Below are 18,044 nucleotides of genomic sequence, written 5' to 3' on the forward strand. Positions count from 1 at the left end.
CCGCGCCGCAGCCCGGAGAGAGGGGTGTCGCGCCTTATCGCCCCACTTGCCGCGTTTCGGTACCGGTACAGCTTACGTTGTACAACGGGGCCGGGCCCGTGGGGGTGTCCTGCACATCACAAGAACACACCGATTGGCGTCAAGATTCCTACGGCCAGCCGGAGTTGACGTTTCCTTTGCAGACGCGGGGCCCCGCCGGGCAGTTCCGGCGGGGCCCTGGGAAGCGTGCTGGGCCGCACGGCCCATGTCCGGGTGGACTACTTGCCCGTGAACTTCTCGTACTCCTTGAGGACCTCGTCCGTCGGTCCGTCCATCCGCAGCTCGCCGCGTTCCAGCCACAGAACGCGATTGCAGGTGTCGCGGATCGACTTGTTGTTGTGACTGACCAGAAACACGGTGCCGGCTTCCTTGCGCAGCTCGCGGATGCGTTCCTCGGAGCGCTTCTGGAACTTGCGGTCGCCGGTGGCCAGCGCCTCGTCGATCATGAGGACGTCGTGGTCCTTGGCGGCGGCGATGGAGAAGCGGAGCCGGGCCGCCATGCCGGAGGAGTAGGTGCGCATCGGCAGGGTGATGAAGTCGCCCTTCTCGTTGATGCCGGAGAAGTCGACGATGTCCTGGTAGCGCTCCTTGATCTGCTCGCGGGACATGCCCATGGCGAGCCCGCCCAATATGACGTTGCGCTCGCCGGTCAGGTCGTTCATCAGGGCCGCGTTCACACCCAGCAGCGAGGGCTGGCCGTCGGTGTAGACCTTGCCCTTCTCGGGCGGGAGCAGGCCGGCGATGGCGCGCAGCAGGGTGGACTTGCCGGAGCCGTTGGAGCCGATGAGGCCGATGGCCTCGCCACGGTAGGCGGTGAAGGAGACGCCGCGGACGGCGTGCACCTTGCGCACCCCGCGCTCCTCGCCGCGCTTGACGATGCGGCTGAGGGCGGCGGTGGCGCTGCCCTTGCCGGTCTTGGCGCCGTTGACGCGGTAGACGATGTGCAGTTCGTCGGCGATGACGGTGGGAATGAGGGCATCCGTCTTCTGCTCAGCCACGGCCGTACCTCTCCTCCGCCTTCCAGAAATACACGAAGCCCCCGACGGCGAACAGCACGGCCCAGCCGAGCGCGGCCGCCCAGACGTGGTCGGGGAGGTTCTCGGAGCCGTAGCCGTCGATGAGGGCGAAGCGCATCAGGTCCATGTAGATGGCGGCCGGGTTCCACTGCAGGACGGTCGCGATCCAGTCCGGCCGGTCCTTCAGCATGATCGGGATGGAGAACATCACGCCGGACGCGTACATCCACGTACGCATCACGAACGGCATGAGCTGCGCCAGGTCCGGCGTCTTGGCGCCCGCCCGGGCCATGATCATCGCAAGGCCGGTGTTGAAGAGGAACTGCAGGACGAGCACCGGAAGGATCAGCAGCCAGGACATGGCCGGGTAGCTGCCGAAGGCCACGGCCACGGCGAACAGCACGATCATCGAGAACAGCAGCTGCTGGAGCTGCTGGAGCGCGAAGGAGATCGGCAGCGAGGCGCGCGGGAAGTGCAGCGCGCGGACCAGGCCGAGGTTGCCGGAGATCGCGCGTACGCCCGCCATCACCGAGCTCTGGGTGAAGGTGAACACGAACACGCCCGTGACGAGGAACGGGATGTACACCTCGCGGGCCATGCCGCGGTCGGCCTTGAGGATGAGGCCGAAGATGAAGAAGTACACCGCCGCGTTCAGCAGGGGCGTGGCCACCTGCCACAGCTGGCCGAGCTTCGCCTGGCTGTACTGGGCGGTCAGCTTCGCCCGCGAGAACGCGAGGATGAAGTGCCGCCGGTCCCAGAGCTGGCGGACGTACTCCAGCAGCGAGGGGCGGGCGCCGCTCACGGACAGCCCGTACTTGGCGGCGAGCTGTGCCGCCGTGAGGCCCTCGTCGGGCGACGGAGGCGCGCTCACCGCGACCGAACCGTCGTGCGTTGTCTCACTCACCAGTTGAAACTTTCGTCTTCGAGATGCGCAGCCTGTGCGGGCCTGGCATGAACCCTCGGGCCGGATACGGCCCGGTTGCTCTAAGGGTCGAGCTTGTCAGATGACGGGAGGTCGGCCCAGTCGAGTCAGCCGCCACACCGTACGCCACTTCATGGGCCTGCGGGGACCGCACGGAGTGGTCCAGCCTTCCCTGAATCCACCGAACCATGCCTTCAGGGCGGGCCGGGAGGGGCGGCGCAGGAGGGTGAGCAGCATCCAGACGCCCAGATAGACCGGGACGAGGAGGGCGGGGAGGTTGCGGCGGGCGAGCCAGACGCGGTTGCGGGCGACCATGCGGTGGTAGACCGCGTGCCGGGAGGGCGCGGTCGTCGGGTGGAACAGCACCATGTCGGACCGGTAGTCGATCATCCAGCCCGCGTCGAGGGCCCGCCATGCCAGGTCGGTTTCCTCATGGGCGTAGAAGAACTCGTCCGGCAGCCCGCCGACCTCGGCGAAGACCTGGGTGCGGACGGCGTTGGCGCCGCCGAGGAAGGTGGTGACCCGGGAGGAGCGCATCGGGTCGGAGGCGCGCAGCCGGGGGACGTGGCGGCGCTGAGTGACGCCGGTGTCCGGGTCGGCGATGCGGAAGCTGATGATGCCGAGCTCGGGGTCGGCGGCGAAGGCCTCTCGGCACAGCTCGGCGGTGTCGTGGTGGGCGAGGAGGCCGTCGTCGTCGAGGAACAGCAGTATGTCGACATCGCGCCCGCTGGGGCCGAAGGCCTCGATGCCGATATTGCGGCCGCCGGGGATGCCGAGGTTCTCGGGCAGCTCGATCGTGCGGACGCCTTCGGGGACATCGGGCACCGGGGAGCCGTTGCCGACCACGACGACCTGGACCCGGTCGCCGTCCTGCTTGGCGACCGAGTCGAGCAGGGCACGGAGCTCGTCGGGGCGGTTGCCCATGGTGATGATCACCGCACCGACCTTCATCGGCGCGCTCACTTCAGCCTGCTCGAGGCGAGGATGGACACGAGGTGCAGCAGGGTCTGCAGCAGTGCGATGCCGGCCAGCACCGCGACGCCGAGCCGGGAGAAGAACAGGTCGCCGCGGACCTGGTCGACGATCGCCAGCACCAGGATCAGCAGGGACGCCTCGATGCCGAGGACCAGGCGGTGGAACTTGAGGGCGGCGGCGGCCTTGCGGGCCAGCGCCATGCCGGAGGAGCGCATCTCGGAGGCGGCCTCCTTGACCGGCGCCAGCCCGTTCTGGTGCCGGGCGACACCGACGAGGTCGGTCTCCGCCTTGATCAGGATCGCGCCGAGCGCGGCCAGGGTGCCGAGGAACGCCCACAGCCAGTCGATACGGCCGCTGCCCCACAGGTCGGCGGCGCGCAGACCGAAGCCGACGAGCACCGCGGCGTCGGTGAGGTAGGCGCCGACGCGGTCCATGTAGACCCCGCCGAGCGAGTACTGCTTCCTCCAGCGCGCGATCTCGCCGTCGACACAGTCCAGCAGCAGATAGAGCTGGACCATGACCACGCCGAGCACCGCCCCCGGGATCCCCGGCACCAGGAGTGCCGGGGCCGCGAGGACACCACAGACGGTCATCAGGTACGTGAGCTGGTTGGGCGTGACCCTGGTGTTCACCAGGTAGCGGTCGACCCGCAGGGACACCTCGCGCATGTAGAGGCGTCCCATCCAGTGCTCACCGCTGCGCCGGTCCTTCACCCCCGCGGGGTGAACGACGGGGCGGAGTTCAGCTACCGATGGCCTTGACATAGTCGGCGTAGATGTCCTTGATCTGGTCGGTGGTCAGGTCGAGGTGTTCGAGGATCGTGTAGCGGCCGGGCCGGGTCTGCGGAGCGAACTCGACGACACGGACGAACTCGTCGTCCGTGAAGCCGATCTCCTCCGGCAGCACCGGGAGCCCGTGCCGACGCAGCACCTCGGCCATGTAGGCCGACTCCTCGTGGGCCCCGCGCAGGTACATCGCGAAGGCCGCGCCCAGTCCGCACTGCTCGCCGTGGGCGGCGGCACGCTTGGGGAACAGCAGGTCGAAGGCGTGGTTGATCTCGTGGCACGCCCCGGAGGACGGGCGGGAGTCGCCCGACACCGACATGGCGATACCGCTGAGCACCAGCGCCTCGGCCAGCACCTGCAGGAAGTCGGTGTCTCCTATGCCGCCGGGGTGGCGGAGTACCGCCTCGCCGGCCTGCCGGGCGATCGCGGCGGCGAGGCCGTCGATCTTCTCGCCGTTGACGCGGTTGGCGAGCTCCCAGTCCGCGATCGCGGAGATGTTGGAGATGGCGTCGCCGATGCCCGCGCGCACGAAGCGTGCCGGAGCGTCGTGGATGACGTCCAGGTCGATGACGACCGCGATCGGGTTCGGCACACCGTAGGAGCCGCGGCCCGCGTCGTTGTCGAGGGTGGCGACCGGCGAGCACAGGCCGTCGTGCGCGAGGTTCGTCGGTACGGCGACCAGGGGCAGGCCGACGCGCGCCGCAGCGAACTTGGCGCAGTCGATGATCTTGCCGCCGCCGAGCCCGACGACCGCGTCGTAGTGGCCGGCCTTTATGTCGCCGGCCAGCCGGATCGCGTCGTCGAGGGTGCCGCCGCCGACCTCGTACCAGCTGGCGCCGGGCAGCGCGGGAGCGAGCCGCTCCTTCAGCCGGGCGCCGGAGCCGTTGCTGACGGCGACGGCCAGCTTGCCGGAGTGTGAGATGCGCTCGTCGGCGAGCACACTGCCGAGGTCGTCGAGGGCACCCGGGCGGATGTCGACGACGACCGGCGAGGGGATGAGCCGGGTCAGTACTGGCACGCGATCTCCCGTCCACGGGCGAGATCGTCGTGGTTGTCGATCTCCACCCACTTGACGTCGCCGATCGGCGCCACGTCGATCCGGAAGCCGCGGTTCACGAGCTCCTGGTAGCCGTGCTCGTAGAACTGCTGCGGGTCGGTCTCCCACACGGTCTTCAGCGCGTCGGCCAGCTCGGGGGCTGCGTCGCCCTCGATGAGGGTGACGCCGATGTACTCGCCGGTGGCCTCGGCGGGGTCCATCAGCTTGGTGATCTTCGTCATGCCCTTCTCGGGGTCGACGACGACCTTCATCTCCTCGTCGGCCAGGCTCTTCACCGTGTCCAGGGCGAGGATGATCTTCTTGCCCTCGCCGCGGGCGGCGAGCAGCGTCTTCTCGACGGAGACCGGGTGGACGGTGTCGCCGTTGGCGAGGATCACGCCGTCCTTGAGGGCGTCACGGCCGCACCACAGGGAGTAGGCGTTGTTCCACTCCTCGGCCTTGTCGTTGTCGATGAGGGTGAGCTTCAGGCCGTACTTCTGCTCAAGGGCTTCCTTGCGCGCGTACACGGCCTCCTTGCGGTAGCCGACGATGATCGCGACCTCGGTCAGCCCGATCTCAGCGAAGTTGCCGAGGGTCAGATCGAGAACCGTTGGTTCGCCCTCTATGCCCGCGGGCCCCACCGGCACCAGAGCCTTGGGAAGGCTGTCGGTGTAGGGGCGCAGACGCCGTCCGGCGCCGGCCGCCAGCACGAGGCCGATCATGCGGGTTCTCCTTCATCGTGTACGGCGGGCGCCCCGGAGGACACCCAGAAGCGGATGCTCTCGACGAGCACCACCAGGGCCACGACCACGGCGAGGGCCGTGAGCGCGACCGTGAACTGCGAGGCGGAGAGCACCGCGGCGAGGACGGTGACGAGCAGCGTCCGTCCTTCGTGCCCCCCGATGGCGCGCACCAGCCAGGCCGGGGGCGCTCCGGCGTTGCCGCGGATGCGGTACACCGTGTCGTAGTGATGGTAGGCGACGGCCGCCACCAGGCCGAAAGCCGCAGGAAGGGCTCCGTTCACCTCGGATTTGGCCGCGAGGATCAGGACGGTGCCGTATTCGGCGGCGCGGAAGACGGGCGGGACGAGCCAGTCGAGGGCGCCCTTGAGGGGGCGGTACAGGGCCTGACCGGCAGTGATCGCGTAGACGACGGCACCCGCGACGGGTGCCCAGGTCGCCCCGGAGAACAGGGACACGGCGAGGACGGCCGTCCCGCCCAGCGCGACCAGCAGCGGGGCGCCGAGCACGGCACGCGTGACACGGGCCACGAAGGAGGCCAGGGGTCCGTTGTCCGCGAGGTCCGCCAGCGCCTGCGCGGCCCGGGCCGTACGCCTGGCCTTCCGCGTCACCGACCGCAGGACCCGGCCCGCCGTCGTGTACGTCGCCGCGAAGGCGCAGCCGATGAGCAGCACGTAGAAGGTGATCCGGGGAGTCGTCGCCGCCGTCAGCACCGCGATCATCGCCCAGCGCTCGCCGATCGGCAGCACGATCATCCGGCGCACCCACACCGTCCAGCCGACGCTGTCGAGCTTGTCGGAGAGGGCGGCGGTGGGGCTGGTGTTGGCGGTGGCGTCGTGGTTGGCCTCGTTGAAGGAGAAGTCCACAACGTGCCGGCAGGTCTGCAGGACCATGGCGCCCAGGGCGAGCGCCCATACGTCGTCGCCACCGCGGGCCGCACCGAGTGCGAGCCCGGCGTAGTAGGCGTACTCCTTGGCCCGGTCGAAGGTGGCGTCCAGCCAGGCGCCGAGCGTGGAGTACTGCAGGGAGTAGCGGGCAAGCTGGCCGTCGGTGCAGTCCAGCACGAACGAGAAGATCAGCAGGAGGCCGGCCGCGATGAAGCCGCCCCGGGTGCCGGTGGCCGCGCAGCCCGCCGCGATGAGCGCGGTGAGCAGGGAGGCGGTGGTGACCTGGTTCGGGGTCAGGCCACGGCGGGCGCACCAGCGGGCGATGTAGCGGGAGTACGGGCTGATGAAGAAGGTGGTGAAGAAGCCGTCGCGGGACTTCACCGCCGACTTCAGACGTACGGCCTCGTCGTCGACGGCGGCGACGGCCTGCCGTGCCTCGTTGCGGGCCTGAGGGTCGGCCGGGACAGTGGCGACCAGGCTGCCGAGCTCGGGGCGCTGGACGTCGGTGCCTTCGTCGTCGAGGGCGGCGACGATGCGGTCGGCGAGGCTGTCGACGGCCACTGCCGTCCCGCCGCCCGCGGAGTTCTCGCGGGCCATGGCGCGGGTCAGCGCCTGGCGGCCGGCCGGCTGGGCCGTCACGGCGCCCTGGATCGCGGCCAGCGGGAAGCGGGGGTCGGTCAGGCCGAGGCGCAGCGCGTGCAGGTGGCCGACGAAGCGGGCGTCGACCACGGCGACCCGCTGGTCACCGGGCACCTGGGCGAGGAGCGTCTCGGCGTCGGCCGGGTCGGCGGCGACCCGCACGTCGTAGCCGAGGGACCGCAGATCGCCCTCGATCGACGATCCGGGGACCGGCGGACCGGTCAGGATGGCGGTCGACAACCGAACTCACTCCCTGGGTACCGGCGTGTCCGGCCGGTCATGTGCATGTGTGGGGGCGCCCGTTACCGAGGGCCCGGGCGGCATGTCGGCAGAGGCTATCGGATTGTCGCAAGCCGACGTTCACCACCCGTTTGGCGGAGCGATCAACGTGGTTTTCCCAGAGCATTGCCGCGATCATCATCGGGGATTTCGGGTCCTGCCCACAAACCCGTACTCACAGACGGGACATCAAGGACATTGGTTCCACCGCCTGTACCTCGGCATAGGGTGAACGACCATGACATGGCTGATCACCGGCGGAGCCGGCTACATCGGAGCACATGTGGCGCGGGCCATGACCGACGCCGGCGAGCGTGTCCTCGTACTGGACGACCTCTCGGCCGGACATCCCGCGCGGCTGCCTTCGGGCATCCCGCTCGTCGAGGGCTCGTCGCTGGACGGTGACCTGCTGAAGCGGGTGCTGGCCGAGCACGCGGTGACGGGTGTGGTGCATCTCGCCGCACGCAAGCAGGTCGGGGAGTCCGTGGCGCAGCCGACGCGCTACTACCGGGAGAACGTGGGCGGTCTCACCACGCTCCTGGAGACGGTCGCCGAGGCGGGCATCAAGCGGTTCGTGTTCTCCTCCTCCGCCGCCGTCTACGGCAACCCGGATGTGGATCTCATCACGGAGGACACCGGATGCGCGCCGGTGAACCCGTACGGCGAGACCAAGCTCGCCGGGGAGTGGCTGGTGCGGGCGGCGGGCCGGGCACACGGCATCGCGACCGTGTGCCTGCGCTATTTCAATGTCGCGGGCGCCGCCGCGCCCGAGCTGGCCGACACGGGCGTCTTCAACATCGTCCCCATGGTCTTCGACCGGCTCACCCGCGACGAGGCTCCGCGGATCTTCGGTGACGACTATCCGACGCCCGACGGCACCTGCATCCGCGACTACATCCATGTCGCCGACCTTGCCGAGGCGCACCTCGCGGCGGCCCGGCGGCTCACCGCGGCGGACGCGAGCGGCGACCTGACGGTCAACATCGGTCGCGGCGAGGGGGTCTCCGTCCGCGAGCTGATCACCGTCATCGGCGAGATCACCGGCGACCGGCGCCCCGCCGTGGTGGAGGCCCGGCGCCCCGGGGACGCCCCGCGCGCGGTCGCCTCGGCCGCACTGGCCGCCGAGGAGCTCGGCTGGACGGCTCGGCGCGGGGTACGCGAGATGGTGGAGTCGGCGTGGCAGGGGTGGCTGCTGCACCACGGCGGCTGATCAGCGGCCGATCATGCGCACAGCCTTGACCTGCGGATCGTTTCCGCAGGTCAGGGCACATGACAACGGTGTTCAGTGCCGCGTTGCCCGATACCCCCCGCCCGTAGTTCACTGTGATCCCGGACGGAAATACCGATCGTCGGACGGACCACGGAAGGGCGGCTTTCACATGGGGGCTGGGCACGATCACGGGCACGCGCACTCGCATGCGCCCCCGACCGGCACGGCGGCTGCCGCGTATCGCGGAAGACTGCGTGTGGCGCTGTCGATCACGCTCGGTGTCATGGTGGTCGAGATCGTCGGCGGTGTGGCCGCGGACTCGCTCGCCCTGATCGCGGACGCGGCGCACATGGCGACCGACGCGCTCGGCCTGGGCATGGCCCTGCTCGCCATCCACTTCGCGAACCGGCCGCCGAGCACGACGCGCACCTTCGGCTACGCCCGCGCGGAGATCCTCGCCGCCCTCGCCAACTGCCTGCTGCTGCTCGGCGTCGGCGGCTACGTCCTGTACGAGGCGATCCAGCGGTTCTTCACGCCCGCGAACACCGAGGGCGGCCTCATGATCGTGTTCGGTGCGATCGGCCTGGTCGCGAACATGATCTCGCTGACCCTGCTGATGCGTGGCCAGAAGGAGAGCCTGAACGTACGCGGCGCCTTCCTGGAGGTGGCCGCCGACGCGCTGGGCTCGCTGGCGGTGCTGATCTCGGCGGTGGTGATCCTGGCCACCGGGTGGCAGGCCGCCGACCCGATCGCCTCGCTGGTCATCGGCCTGATGATCGTGCCGCGCACCTTCAAACTGCTGCGCGAGACCCTCGACGTCCTGCTGGAGTCGGCCCCCAAGGACGTCGACATGGCGCAAGTGCGGGCCCACATACTCGCCCTGGACGGCGTCGAGGACGTCCACGATCTGCACGCCTGGACGATCACGTCCGGTATGCCGGTGCTGTCGGCGCACGTGGTGGTGAGCTCCGACGTCCTGAACGCGATCGGCTACGAGAAGATGCTGCACGAGCTCCAGGGCTGCCTGGGCCACCATTTCGACGTGGAGCACTGCACCTTCCAGCTGGAGCCGAGCGGGCACGCGGAGCACGAGGCCCGGCTCTGCTACTGAGACAACCGTACGGTCCGTGCTGAAACAGCCGTACGGTCCGATAAAACGCCAGTACGGGCGGAATGCAGCGATCCGGTGGTCGGTTGCGTCCTCATGCTCACAGCACCCCCGCCGACGGTTCCGTGCCCGCCGCGCCGGGCACGATCAACTGCCGGGAGTGCCGGATTCGTACGGCACACTTGGGGCGCAAGACCGATGCGAAGGATGGGTATGCCGATCACACCTGCGACCGCGACGCACAGTCCGTCGAACGGCGCCGCAGACGCGATTTTGCTGGAACTGGTCGACGAGAACGGTGTGACGATCGGCACCGCGGAGAAGCTCGCCGCCCATCAGCCGCCGGGGCAGCTGCACCGCGCCTTCTCCGTGTTCCTCTTCGACGAGCGCGGCCGGCTGCTGCTCCAGCAGCGGGCGCTCGGCAAGTACCACTCCCCCGGCGTGTGGTCCAACACCTGCTGCGGTCACCCCTACCCCGGCGAGGCACCCTTCGCGGCCGCGGCCCGGCGCACGCACGAGGAACTCGGTGTCTCCCCGTCACTGCTCGCCGAGGCGGGCACGGTCCGCTACAACCACCCGGACCCCGACTCGGGCCTGGTGGAGCAGGAGTACAACCACCTCTTCGTCGGCCTGGTGCAGTCCCCGCTGCGGCCGGACGCGGAGGAGGTCGGCGCGACGGCCTTCGTGACCTCGGCCGAACTGGCGGAGCGCCATGCGAAGGACACCTTCTCGTCCTGGTTCATGACGGTGCTCGACGCGGCCCGCCCCGCGATCAGAGAGCTGACGGGCCCGTCTGCCGACTGGTGACGAGTGCCAGGGCCTCAGGGCACGCGCACGGGTTTGAGCGGGACGGCGGCCCAGATCACCTTGCCGCCGCTCGCCGTGTGCTCGACGTCGCACACGCCGCCGGCCTCCCGCGTGACCTCGCGCACCAGCAGCAGCCCGCGGCCGCCGGTCTGGCCGTGGTCCGCCTCCAGGGCGGTCGGGCGGTAGGGATGGTTGTCCTCCACTGACACCCGCAGCCACTCGGCGCCGACGGCGACCTCCACGGCCAGCGTCGGCGACAGCAGCGCCGCGTGCCGGACGGCGTTCGTGACCAGCTCCGAGACGATCAGCAGCAAGCCCTGGACCAGGTCGTCCGAGACCGGCACACCTTGGCGGTACAGCAGGTCCCGTACGGCGTGCCGCGCCTGCGGGACAGAGGCGTCGACGGCGGGAGCGGTGAACCGCCAGACGCCCTCGTACGGCAGTGGATTCGGCGGCCGCTGACCGAGGGGCTCGTCCGCGCCGCCTGCTGGGCGTGGGCCGGACCCGCGCCCGTGGTTCTCCATCGTCCGGTCGCCACCCTCGCGCTCGATTGTCACCACACGTCGAGTGTTGGTACCGCGCAGGTCCAGGCCGTAGAACTGAACACAAGTCAGCAGGTATCGAGCGTTTCTGATCGTTGGCGTATGACACCGTCAGATGTGGGACCGCTCCTGTTCCGCTCGTGCCGACTTGGCGAACTATTCGGGTTGTACGGGTTTGGCTCGGCCTCGCGGACCTTCTTGATCGCCGTTCGATGCCGGCGGATAGCATCCGGGTCATGGAGCCCCAGCTGCTGCACAGTGTCGCCGACTCGGTCGCCACCGTCGTCATCCACCATCCGGCCAAGCGCAACGCGATGACGGCCGCGATGTGGCGAGCGCTGCCGCCGCTGCTCGACACCCTGGCCGCCGATCCCACGGTACGGGCGCTGGTGCTGACCGGTGAGGGCGGGACGTTCTGCGCGGGCGCCGACATCTCCACGCTCCAGGGGTCCCCTCAGGAGGCCCAGGGGCTGGCCGTGGCGGCCGAGGAGGCGCTGGCCGCCTTCCCGAAGCCGACGCTGGCGGCGATCCGGGGGCACTGTGTGGGTGGCGGTTCGCAGCTGGCGGCCGCGTGTGATCTGCGGTTCGCCGAGGAGGGGTCGCTGTTCGGGGTGACGCCGGCGAAGCTCGGGATCGTATATCCGGCGTCCTCCACACGGCGGTTGGCGTCGCTGGTGGGACCGGCTACCACCAAGTACCTGTTGTTCTCGGGCGAGTTGATCGACGCGGAGCGGGCGCTGCGTACGGGCCTGGTGGACGAGGTGCTGCCGGAGGGCGAACTCGGCAAGCGGGCCGTGGAGTTCACCCGCATCCTGGTGTCGCGCTCGCAGCTGACGCAGGCCGCGGCGAAGGAGTTCGCGGACGGGCGCACCGACCGGGACGGTCACTGGAGGGAGCAGGCGCGCGGCAGCGGCGACACCGCGGAGGGGGTCGCCGCGTTCCTGGAGCGCCGTCAGCCGCGGTTCACGTGGTCGGTTCCTGGCCGAGGATGAAACGGCTCCTCGACCGGAGCAGCTCGACGACGTCCGCGGGCGCCTTGTGCGGGGCTCCGGCGTCGTAGGGCGGCTGCGGGTCGTACTCGATCCCCAGCTGTACGGCCTGGGCGACGAAGTCGCCGGCGAGGTGGCCGAGCAGGGCGAGCCCCATGTCGATGCCGGAGGACACCCCGGCCGCGGTGACGTACTTGCCGTCGGTCACCACCCGCTCCCCCGTCGGTTCGACGCCGAACCTCCGCAGCTCGTCGAGGGCCAGCCAGTGCGAGGTCGCACGGCGCCCTTCGAGGAGGCCCGCGGCGGCGAGCAGCAGGGAGCCGGTGCACACGGACGTCGTCCAGGTGCTGGTGGCGTCGGCGGCGCGGATCCAGTCGAGGAGGGCCTTGTTCTCCATCTGCGCGGTCTGCCCCGGCCCGCCGGGGACGACCACGACATCGGGGTTCGGCACCTCGGCCAGCGTCTTGTCCGCGATCAGCGCGAGGTTCCCGCTGTCGCTGCGGACGGGGCCGCTCTCCTCGGCGACGAAGACGAGCTCGGAGTCCGGCAGCCGGCCGAGCGTCTCGTACGGTCCGACGGCGTCGAGGGCGGTGAAACGGTCGTAGAGGACGATCGCGAACTGCATCGTGGGCCCTTCAGTGCACAGGGGTCGGGTGGAAGCGGCGGCGGTACTCGGAGGGGGCCGCGCCGAGGGTTCTGACGAAGGCGCGGCGCATCGCCTCCGGGGTGCCGTAGCCGCTGGTGCGGGAGATCTCCTCGATGCCGTCGGCGGTGTCCTCCAGCAGCCGGCGGGCGTGTTCGAGGCGGACGCGGTCGACGTAGCGGCCCGGGGTCATGCCGGTCTCGGTCTGGAAGGCGCGGGCGAAGTGACGGGGCGAGAGGCGGGCGCGGGCGGCGAGCGCCTCCACCGACAGGTCCTCGCCGGGATGCTCGGTGATCCACTGCTGGACCTCGCGCAGTGGCTCGCGCTGGGCGGTCTGGGCGGCGAGCTGGGCGCTGAACTGGGCCTGGTTCCCGGGTCGGCGGAGGAAGACGACCAGGTGCCGGGCGATGGCGAGGGCCGCGTCCCGGCCGAGGTCCTCCTCCACCAGGGCGAGGGCGAGGTCGATGCCCGAGGTGACGCCGGCGGACGTCGAGACGTGTCCGTCGCGCACATAGATCGGGTCGGGGTCGACCTCGACGGCCGGGTGGTCGCGGGCGAGCTTGGCGCAGTACGCCCAGTGGGTGGTGGCGCGGCGGCCGTCCAGGAGGCCCGCCTGGGCGAGCCGGATCGCGCCGGTGCACACCGAGACCAGCCGCTCGGCCCGCGGCCCGTGCTCGCGCAGCCAGTCGGTGAGCCGCGTGTCGGGACTCCGGGTGCCCTGGCCGCCCGGGACCAGCAGGGTGTGCGGATCGTCGCTGTCCGCGAGTGATTCGTCCGGTACGACGGTCAGGCCGCTGGAGGTGCGCACGGGGGCGCCGTCCAGCGAGGCCGTACGGATGCGGTACGTGCCCGGGGTGTGCAACTCGGCCCCCGCGAAGACCTCCAGCGGGCCGGTGACATCGAGGCTCTGCACGCCGTCGAACAGGAGGAGGAGAACGGTTCGCTGCGCCATGTGCTCGATTCTTCGGCAGCCCGGGGATAGCCGCAATGACGAGAACCCCACCTTTCCTGCCATGCTCCGCGTGCGCACAGAGGACGTACCAAGCGGTTGGTAACCTGCGGGCCATGACTACTGCCGCCCTTGAGCCCCGTGCCGGTCGCCGCTGCCACAACGTGCTCAACTCCCTGCACGCGACGTCGTACTTCGCTCCCGAGCTGGGCAAGGAACTGGCCGCTCTCGGGATCACGCATCCCAGGGCCGTCAATTTCGCGGTACGGGCCGCCGCGCTGGGTCCGGTCGGTGCGGGCGCGGTGACGGCGACGTTCTACAACTACAAGCACGAGCTGGTCGCCCGGCACGTACCGGCGGTCTGGGCGATCGCCTCGCCCGAGGACGTGCTGGCGGCACGCGCGCGTGCGATCGACACGCTGCTGCGGCGGCTGCTCGGCGAGGAGGCGGTGGCGTCCGCGGAAATGGCACAGGCCGCACGGCTCGCGCTCCGGGCGACCGAGGGCTGTTCGCGCAGTGCGCGGCCGCTGTACTCGGCGCACGCGGATCTATCGGTCCCCGAGGAGCCGCACCTGGCCTACTTCCACGCCACCACGCTGCTGCGCGAGCACCGCGGTGACGGGCACCTCACCGTCCTGATGGCCGCGGAGCTCGACGGGCTGGAGGCGGTGGTGACCCACACCGCGACCGGCAAGGGCATGACGCCGAAGTGGGTGTTCTCCAGCCGCGGCTGGACCCAGGAGGACTGGGACGCGGCCTCCGACCGGCTGCGCGAGCGAGGTCTGCTGGACGACTCGGGCGAGCTCACGCCCAAGGGCGTCGCCCTGCGCGAGGAGATCGAGTCCGAGACGGACCGCCTGGACCGGGCACCGTACGAACACCTCGGCGCGGAGGGGGTCGCACGGCTGACGGAACTCGGTGCGGGATTCGCGCGGGCCGCGGTGGCGGCGGGGGCGTTCCCGGCGGATCTGCTCGGCAAGGGCTGAGGGCCAGGGCTAAGGGCCAAGGGCTGCCAGGAGTCGCCTCAGGCACGGACGGACACCTTGATCGGGCCCGCGCTGCATGGCGGGCCCGAGCCGCGGTACCCGGTCCCCAGTCGGCCGTCGTGGCCGAAGAGGAAAGGGGAATCAAGTGTTCCGTGCAATCGCAGACGTGTTGCGGCAGATCGGTGGTGCGATCGCCACGGTCGTGACGCTGCCGTTCCGGGCGCTGGCCCGGCTCTTCGGCGGCGCCTCGAGCAGTACGCGAAGCCGCAGGGCCTGATTCCGCCCGCCACGACCGGCCGGGTTGCCGCCCTGATCCCCGGTTGTCGGTGCCACCTGCCACAATTGCCGCGCAACCTCAGTGAGAAGGCGGGACGGGATCGTGACGACACCCCTCGTAGGGTCCATCGAAGGCAGGATCGCCGCGGAGCTCGGCGTACGAGAGCGGCAGGTGAAGGCTGCCGTGGAGCTGCTCGACGGCGGTTCGACGGTGCCCTTCATCGCCCGCTACCGCAAGGAAGCGACCGAGATGCTCGACGACGCGCAGCTGCGCACGATCGAGGAGCGGCTGCGCTATCTGCGGGAGCTGGAGGAGCGGCGGACGGCGATCCTCGAGTCGGTGCGCGAGCAGGGCAAGCTGACCGAGGAACTGGAGGCGCAGATCCGCGGCGCCGAGACCAAGGCGCGGCTCGAGGACATCTATCTGCCGTACAAGCCCAAGCGCAGGACCAAGGCCCAGATCGCGCGCGAGGCCGGGCTCGAGCCGCTCGCCGAGGGGCTGCTCGGTGACCCGACTGTCGAGCCGCTGGCCGCTGCCGCCGCGTTCGTCGACGCCGACAAGGGTGTGGCCGATCCGCAGGCGGCCCTCGACGGGGCCCGGGCGATTCTCACCGAGCGGTTCTCGGAGGACGCCGACCTGATCGGTGAGTTGCGTGAGCGCATGTGGGTGCGCGGGCGGCTCGCGGCCAAAGTGCGCGACGGCAAGGAGGAGGCGGGCGCGAAGTTCGCCGACTACTTCGACTTCGCCGAGCCGTTCACCGAGCTGCCCTCGCACCGCATCCTGGCGATGCTGCGCGGCGAGAAGGAGGAGGTCCTCGACCTCGTCCTGGAGCCGGAGGAGCCCACCGAGGGTCCTTCGTCGTACGAGGGGATCGTCGCCCACAAGTTCCAGATCGCCGACCGCGGCCGTCCCGCCGACAAGTGGCTGACGGACACGGTCCGTTGGGCCTGGCGGACCCGGATCCTGGTCCATCTCGGCATCGACCTGCGGCTGCGGCTGCGCACGGCCGCCGAGGACGAGGCCGTGGGCGTCTTCGCCGCCAACCTCCGCGACCTGCTGCTCGCCGCCCCCGCCGGCACACGCGCGACGCTGGGTCTCGACCCGGGCTTCCGTACGGGCGTGAAGGTCGCGGTGGTCGACGCGACCGGCAAGGTCGTCGCGACGGACGTCATCTACCCGCACGTCCCGGCGAACAAGTGGGACGAGGCGATCGCCAAGCTGGCCCGGCTGGCCAAGGAGCACGCGGTCGAGCTGGTCGCGATCGGCAACGGCACGGCGTCCCGCGAGACCGACAAGCTCGCCGGTGAACTCATCACCAAGCACCCCGAGTTGAAGCTCACCAAGGTGATGGTGTCCGAGGCGGGCGCCTCGGTGTACTCGGCCTCGGCGTTCGCCTCGCAGGAGCTGCCCGACATGGACGTGTCGCTGCGCGGCGCGGTGTCGATCGCCCGCCGTCTGCAGGACCCGCTGGCCGAGCTGGTGAAGATCGACCCGAAGTCGATCGGCGTCGGCCAGTACCAGCACGACCTGTCCGAGGTGAAGCTGTCGCGCTCGCTGGACGCGGTGGTGGAGGACTGTGTGAACGGCGTGGGGGTGGACGTCAACACGGCGTCGGCACCGCTGCTCGCCCGGGTCTCCGGCATCACCTCCGGGCTGGCGGAGAACATCGTGGCGCACCGGGACGCGAACGGCCCCTTCAAGTCGCGCACCCAGCTGAAGGGCGTGGCACGGCTCGGCCCGAAGGCGTACGAGCAGTGCGCGGGCTTCCTGCGCATCCGCGGCGGCGACGACCCGCTGGACGCCTCCAGCGTGCACCCCGAGGCGTACCCGGTCGTCCGGCGCATGGTGAAGACCTCCGGCCAGGAGGTGGCCTCGCTCATCGGCAACACGGGCGTGCTGCGGTCGCTGAAGCCGAACGACTTCGTGGACGAGACGTTCGGTCTGCCGACCGTGTCGGACATCCTCAAGGAGCTGGAGAAGCCCGGGCGCGACCCGCGGCCGGCCTTCAAGACGGCCACCTTCAAGGAGGGCGTCGAGAAGATCTCCGACCTGACGTCCGGGATGGTCCTGGAGGGCGTCGTGACGAACGTGGCGGCCTTCGGGGCGTTCATCGACGTCGGTGTCCACCAGGACGGTCTGGCGCACGTCTCCGCGCTGTCGAAGACCTTCGTCAAGGACCCCCGTGACGTGGTCAAGCCCGGTGACATCGTCAAGGTGAAGGTCCTCGACGTCGACATCCCGCGCAAGCGGATCTCCCTGACCCTGCGCCTCGACGACGAGGCGGCTGCGCAGGGGCAGCAAGGCGGGGGCGGAGGCGGCGGTGAGCGCCGGCAGCGCGGCGGACGGCCGCCGCAGCAGCGGCAGGGCCGGGGCGGCGGTGGCGGTGCGGGTGGTGGCGGGTCGCGTCAGGCGCCGCCTCCGGCCAACAGCGCGATGGCCGACGCCCTGCGCCGCGCGGGTCTGCTCGACCCCAAGCAGGGCAAGCGCTGAGTCGACACGCGGGCCCGGGCTCTCCGGTACGGAACGGAGAGCCCGGGCCGTTTCGCACCTAGGGTGACGGCATGCCGAGGTCGCGTGTCATCACCTGGGAAGTGTCGGAGAGCAGGGGCATCGAGACCGCCTGGATCTCGCTCGGTGGCGACGCCCTGCGGGCCCGCGGCCGAGCGGTCGGTACGGTTCCGCAGCCGTACTGGATCTCGTACGAACTCGACACGGCCGACGCCTTCGTGACGCGTCGGCTGTACGTCACCGCCGAGTCGGCGCAGGGCGTTCGCACGCTCGATCTACGGCATGACGGAGCGGGCCGCTGGACTGCGAACGGTATGCGTCTGCCCGAGGCCGACGGCGCCCTCGACTGCGACCTAGGTCTGTGCCCGCTCACCAACACGATGCCTGTGCTGCGGCACGGGCTTCATCTGGCCTCCGGGGAGCGGGAGTTCCTGATGGCGTGGGTGTCGGTGCCGGATCTGGCCGTCCTGCCCTCGCGGCAGACCTATCGGCATCTGGGGCACGGCCGGATTCGTTTCGTCTCCGGCGACTTCCGCAGTGACATCGAGTTCGACGACGACGGCCTCGTCGTCGACTACCCGACCCTGGCCGCGCGGCTCGGCCGATCCGCGGAGGGCGGCCCGTTGGGCCATGTGCAGTAGCACGATCGGCTGCCCGGCTCCGGGCGGGCGAAGCTGGACGCCCGATCCGCGTGCCCACCGCCGCCC

18 protein-coding genes are annotated in these 18,044 nt (G+C 70.4%); 8 read left to right on the top strand and 10 right to left on the bottom strand.

The window, feature by feature from the left end; translation table 11 throughout:
• Positions 1 to 257 precede the first annotated feature (257 nt).
• From EHO50_RS40195 to EHO50_RS40225, 7 genes are all read right to left on the bottom strand, one after another.
• Positions 258 to 1,037, bottom strand: a complete 780-nt coding sequence (locus EHO50_RS40195) for an ABC transporter ATP-binding protein (protein ID WP_128436803.1) — start codon at positions 1,035 to 1,037, stop codon at positions 258 to 260.
• Positions 1,030 to 1,959: an ABC transporter permease gene (locus EHO50_RS40200; RefSeq protein WP_128436804.1), complete on the bottom strand. Its 930-nt coding sequence runs from the start codon at positions 1,957 to 1,959 to the stop codon at positions 1,030 to 1,032. The genes EHO50_RS40195 and EHO50_RS40200 overlap by 8 nt, the downstream gene beginning before the upstream one ends.
• Positions 1,960 to 2,055: 96 nt before the next feature.
• On the bottom strand, positions 2,056 to 2,940 hold the full coding sequence (locus EHO50_RS40205; RefSeq protein WP_128436805.1) for a glycosyltransferase family 2 protein: 885 nt from the start codon (positions 2,938 to 2,940) through the stop codon (positions 2,056 to 2,058).
• Positions 2,937 to 3,716 (bottom strand): CDP-alcohol phosphatidyltransferase family protein, encoded by a 780-nt coding sequence (locus tag EHO50_RS40210; RefSeq protein ID WP_128436806.1) that lies wholly within the window; start codon positions 3,714 to 3,716, stop codon positions 2,937 to 2,939. Before EHO50_RS40210 ends, EHO50_RS40205 begins: the two co-directional genes overlap by 4 nt.
• Positions 3,694 to 4,755 carry an iron-containing alcohol dehydrogenase family protein gene (locus EHO50_RS40215; protein ID WP_128436807.1) on the bottom strand — a complete coding sequence of 354 codons (1,062 nt, stop codon included), beginning with the start codon at positions 4,753 to 4,755 and terminating at the stop codon, positions 3,694 to 3,696. The genes EHO50_RS40210 and EHO50_RS40215 overlap by 23 nt, the downstream gene beginning before the upstream one ends.
• Positions 4,743 to 5,495 carry a phosphocholine cytidylyltransferase family protein gene (locus EHO50_RS40220; RefSeq protein ID WP_128436808.1) on the bottom strand — a complete coding sequence of 251 codons (753 nt, stop codon included), beginning with the start codon at positions 5,493 to 5,495 and terminating at the stop codon, positions 4,743 to 4,745. The genes EHO50_RS40215 and EHO50_RS40220 overlap by 13 nt, the downstream gene beginning before the upstream one ends.
• The gene (locus EHO50_RS40225) at positions 5,492 to 7,279 is read right to left on the bottom strand and encodes a DUF5941 domain-containing protein (RefSeq protein ID WP_128436809.1); all 1,788 of its coding nucleotides are present in this window, start codon (positions 7,277 to 7,279) and stop codon (positions 5,492 to 5,494) included. Before EHO50_RS40225 ends, EHO50_RS40220 begins: the two co-directional genes overlap by 4 nt.
• Before the next feature lie 277 nt (positions 7,280 to 7,556).
• On the opposite strand from EHO50_RS40225, the gene galE reads away from it, so the two are divergent.
• The 3 genes from galE to idi all read left to right on the top strand — a co-directional run bounded on the left by galE (position 7,557) and on the right by idi (position 10,443).
• Positions 7,557 to 8,528, top strand: coding sequence for a UDP-glucose 4-epimerase GalE (gene galE, locus EHO50_RS40230; protein ID WP_128436810.1), 972 nt, complete (start codon positions 7,557 to 7,559; stop codon positions 8,526 to 8,528).
• A gap of 169 nt (positions 8,529 to 8,697) precedes the next feature.
• A complete protein-coding gene (locus EHO50_RS40235) occupies positions 8,698 to 9,639 on the top strand; it encodes a cation diffusion facilitator family transporter (RefSeq protein WP_128436811.1) in 942 nt (313 codons plus the stop codon).
• Positions 9,640 to 9,849: 210 nt separating this feature from the next.
• Positions 9,850 to 10,443 (top strand): isopentenyl-diphosphate Delta-isomerase, encoded by a 594-nt coding sequence (gene idi, locus EHO50_RS40240; protein WP_128436812.1) that lies wholly within the window; start codon positions 9,850 to 9,852, stop codon positions 10,441 to 10,443.
• Between the two features lie 14 nt (positions 10,444 to 10,457).
• On the opposite strand, the gene EHO50_RS40245 is transcribed toward idi, so the two are convergent.
• Positions 10,458 to 10,967: an ATP-binding protein gene (locus EHO50_RS40245; protein ID WP_128436835.1), complete on the bottom strand. Its 510-nt coding sequence runs from the start codon at positions 10,965 to 10,967 to the stop codon at positions 10,458 to 10,460.
• 254 nt (positions 10,968 to 11,221) lie between these two features.
• Between EHO50_RS40245 and EHO50_RS40250 the strand changes: the two genes are divergently transcribed.
• On the top strand, positions 11,222 to 11,977 hold the full coding sequence (locus EHO50_RS40250) for an enoyl-CoA hydratase/isomerase family protein (RefSeq protein WP_128436813.1): 756 nt from the start codon (positions 11,222 to 11,224) through the stop codon (positions 11,975 to 11,977).
• On the opposite strand, the gene EHO50_RS40255 is transcribed toward EHO50_RS40250, so the two are convergent.
• Positions 11,949 to 12,599 carry a DJ-1/PfpI family protein gene (locus EHO50_RS40255; RefSeq protein WP_128436814.1) on the bottom strand — a complete coding sequence of 217 codons (651 nt, stop codon included), beginning with the start codon at positions 12,597 to 12,599 and terminating at the stop codon, positions 11,949 to 11,951. The two genes, EHO50_RS40250 and EHO50_RS40255, sit on opposite strands and share 29 nt — an antisense overlap.
• Positions 12,600 to 12,609: 10 nt before the next feature.
• The gene (locus EHO50_RS40260) at positions 12,610 to 13,569 is read right to left on the bottom strand and encodes a GlxA family transcriptional regulator (protein WP_128436815.1); all 960 of its coding nucleotides are present in this window, start codon (positions 13,567 to 13,569) and stop codon (positions 12,610 to 12,612) included.
• Between the two features lie 113 nt (positions 13,570 to 13,682).
• Here EHO50_RS40260 and EHO50_RS40265 point away from each other — a divergent pair, with 113 nt between their 5' ends.
• From EHO50_RS40265 to EHO50_RS40275, 4 genes are all read left to right on the top strand, one after another.
• A complete protein-coding gene (locus EHO50_RS40265; protein ID WP_128436816.1) occupies positions 13,683 to 14,552 on the top strand; it encodes an SCO6745 family protein in 870 nt (289 codons plus the stop codon).
• 145 nt (positions 14,553 to 14,697) lie between these two features.
• Entirely contained in the window at positions 14,698 to 14,829 is a 132-nt protein-coding gene (locus EHO50_RS45735) for an LPFR motif small protein (RefSeq protein ID WP_252100478.1), read from the top strand.
• Between the two features lie 102 nt (positions 14,830 to 14,931).
• A complete protein-coding gene (locus EHO50_RS40270) occupies positions 14,932 to 17,319 on the top strand; it encodes a Tex family protein (RefSeq protein WP_128436817.1) in 2,388 nt (795 codons plus the stop codon).
• Positions 17,320 to 17,390: 71 nt separating this feature from the next.
• Entirely contained in the window at positions 17,391 to 17,978 is a 588-nt protein-coding gene (locus EHO50_RS40275; RefSeq protein ID WP_128436818.1) for a putative glycolipid-binding domain-containing protein, read from the top strand.
• Positions 17,979 to 18,044: the final 66 nt, after the last annotated feature.

The sequence above is a fragment of the Streptomyces cyaneus genome, assembly GCF_004028635.1.
Taxonomy (GTDB): domain Bacteria; phylum Actinomycetota; class Actinomycetes; order Streptomycetales; family Streptomycetaceae; genus Streptomyces; species Streptomyces cyaneus.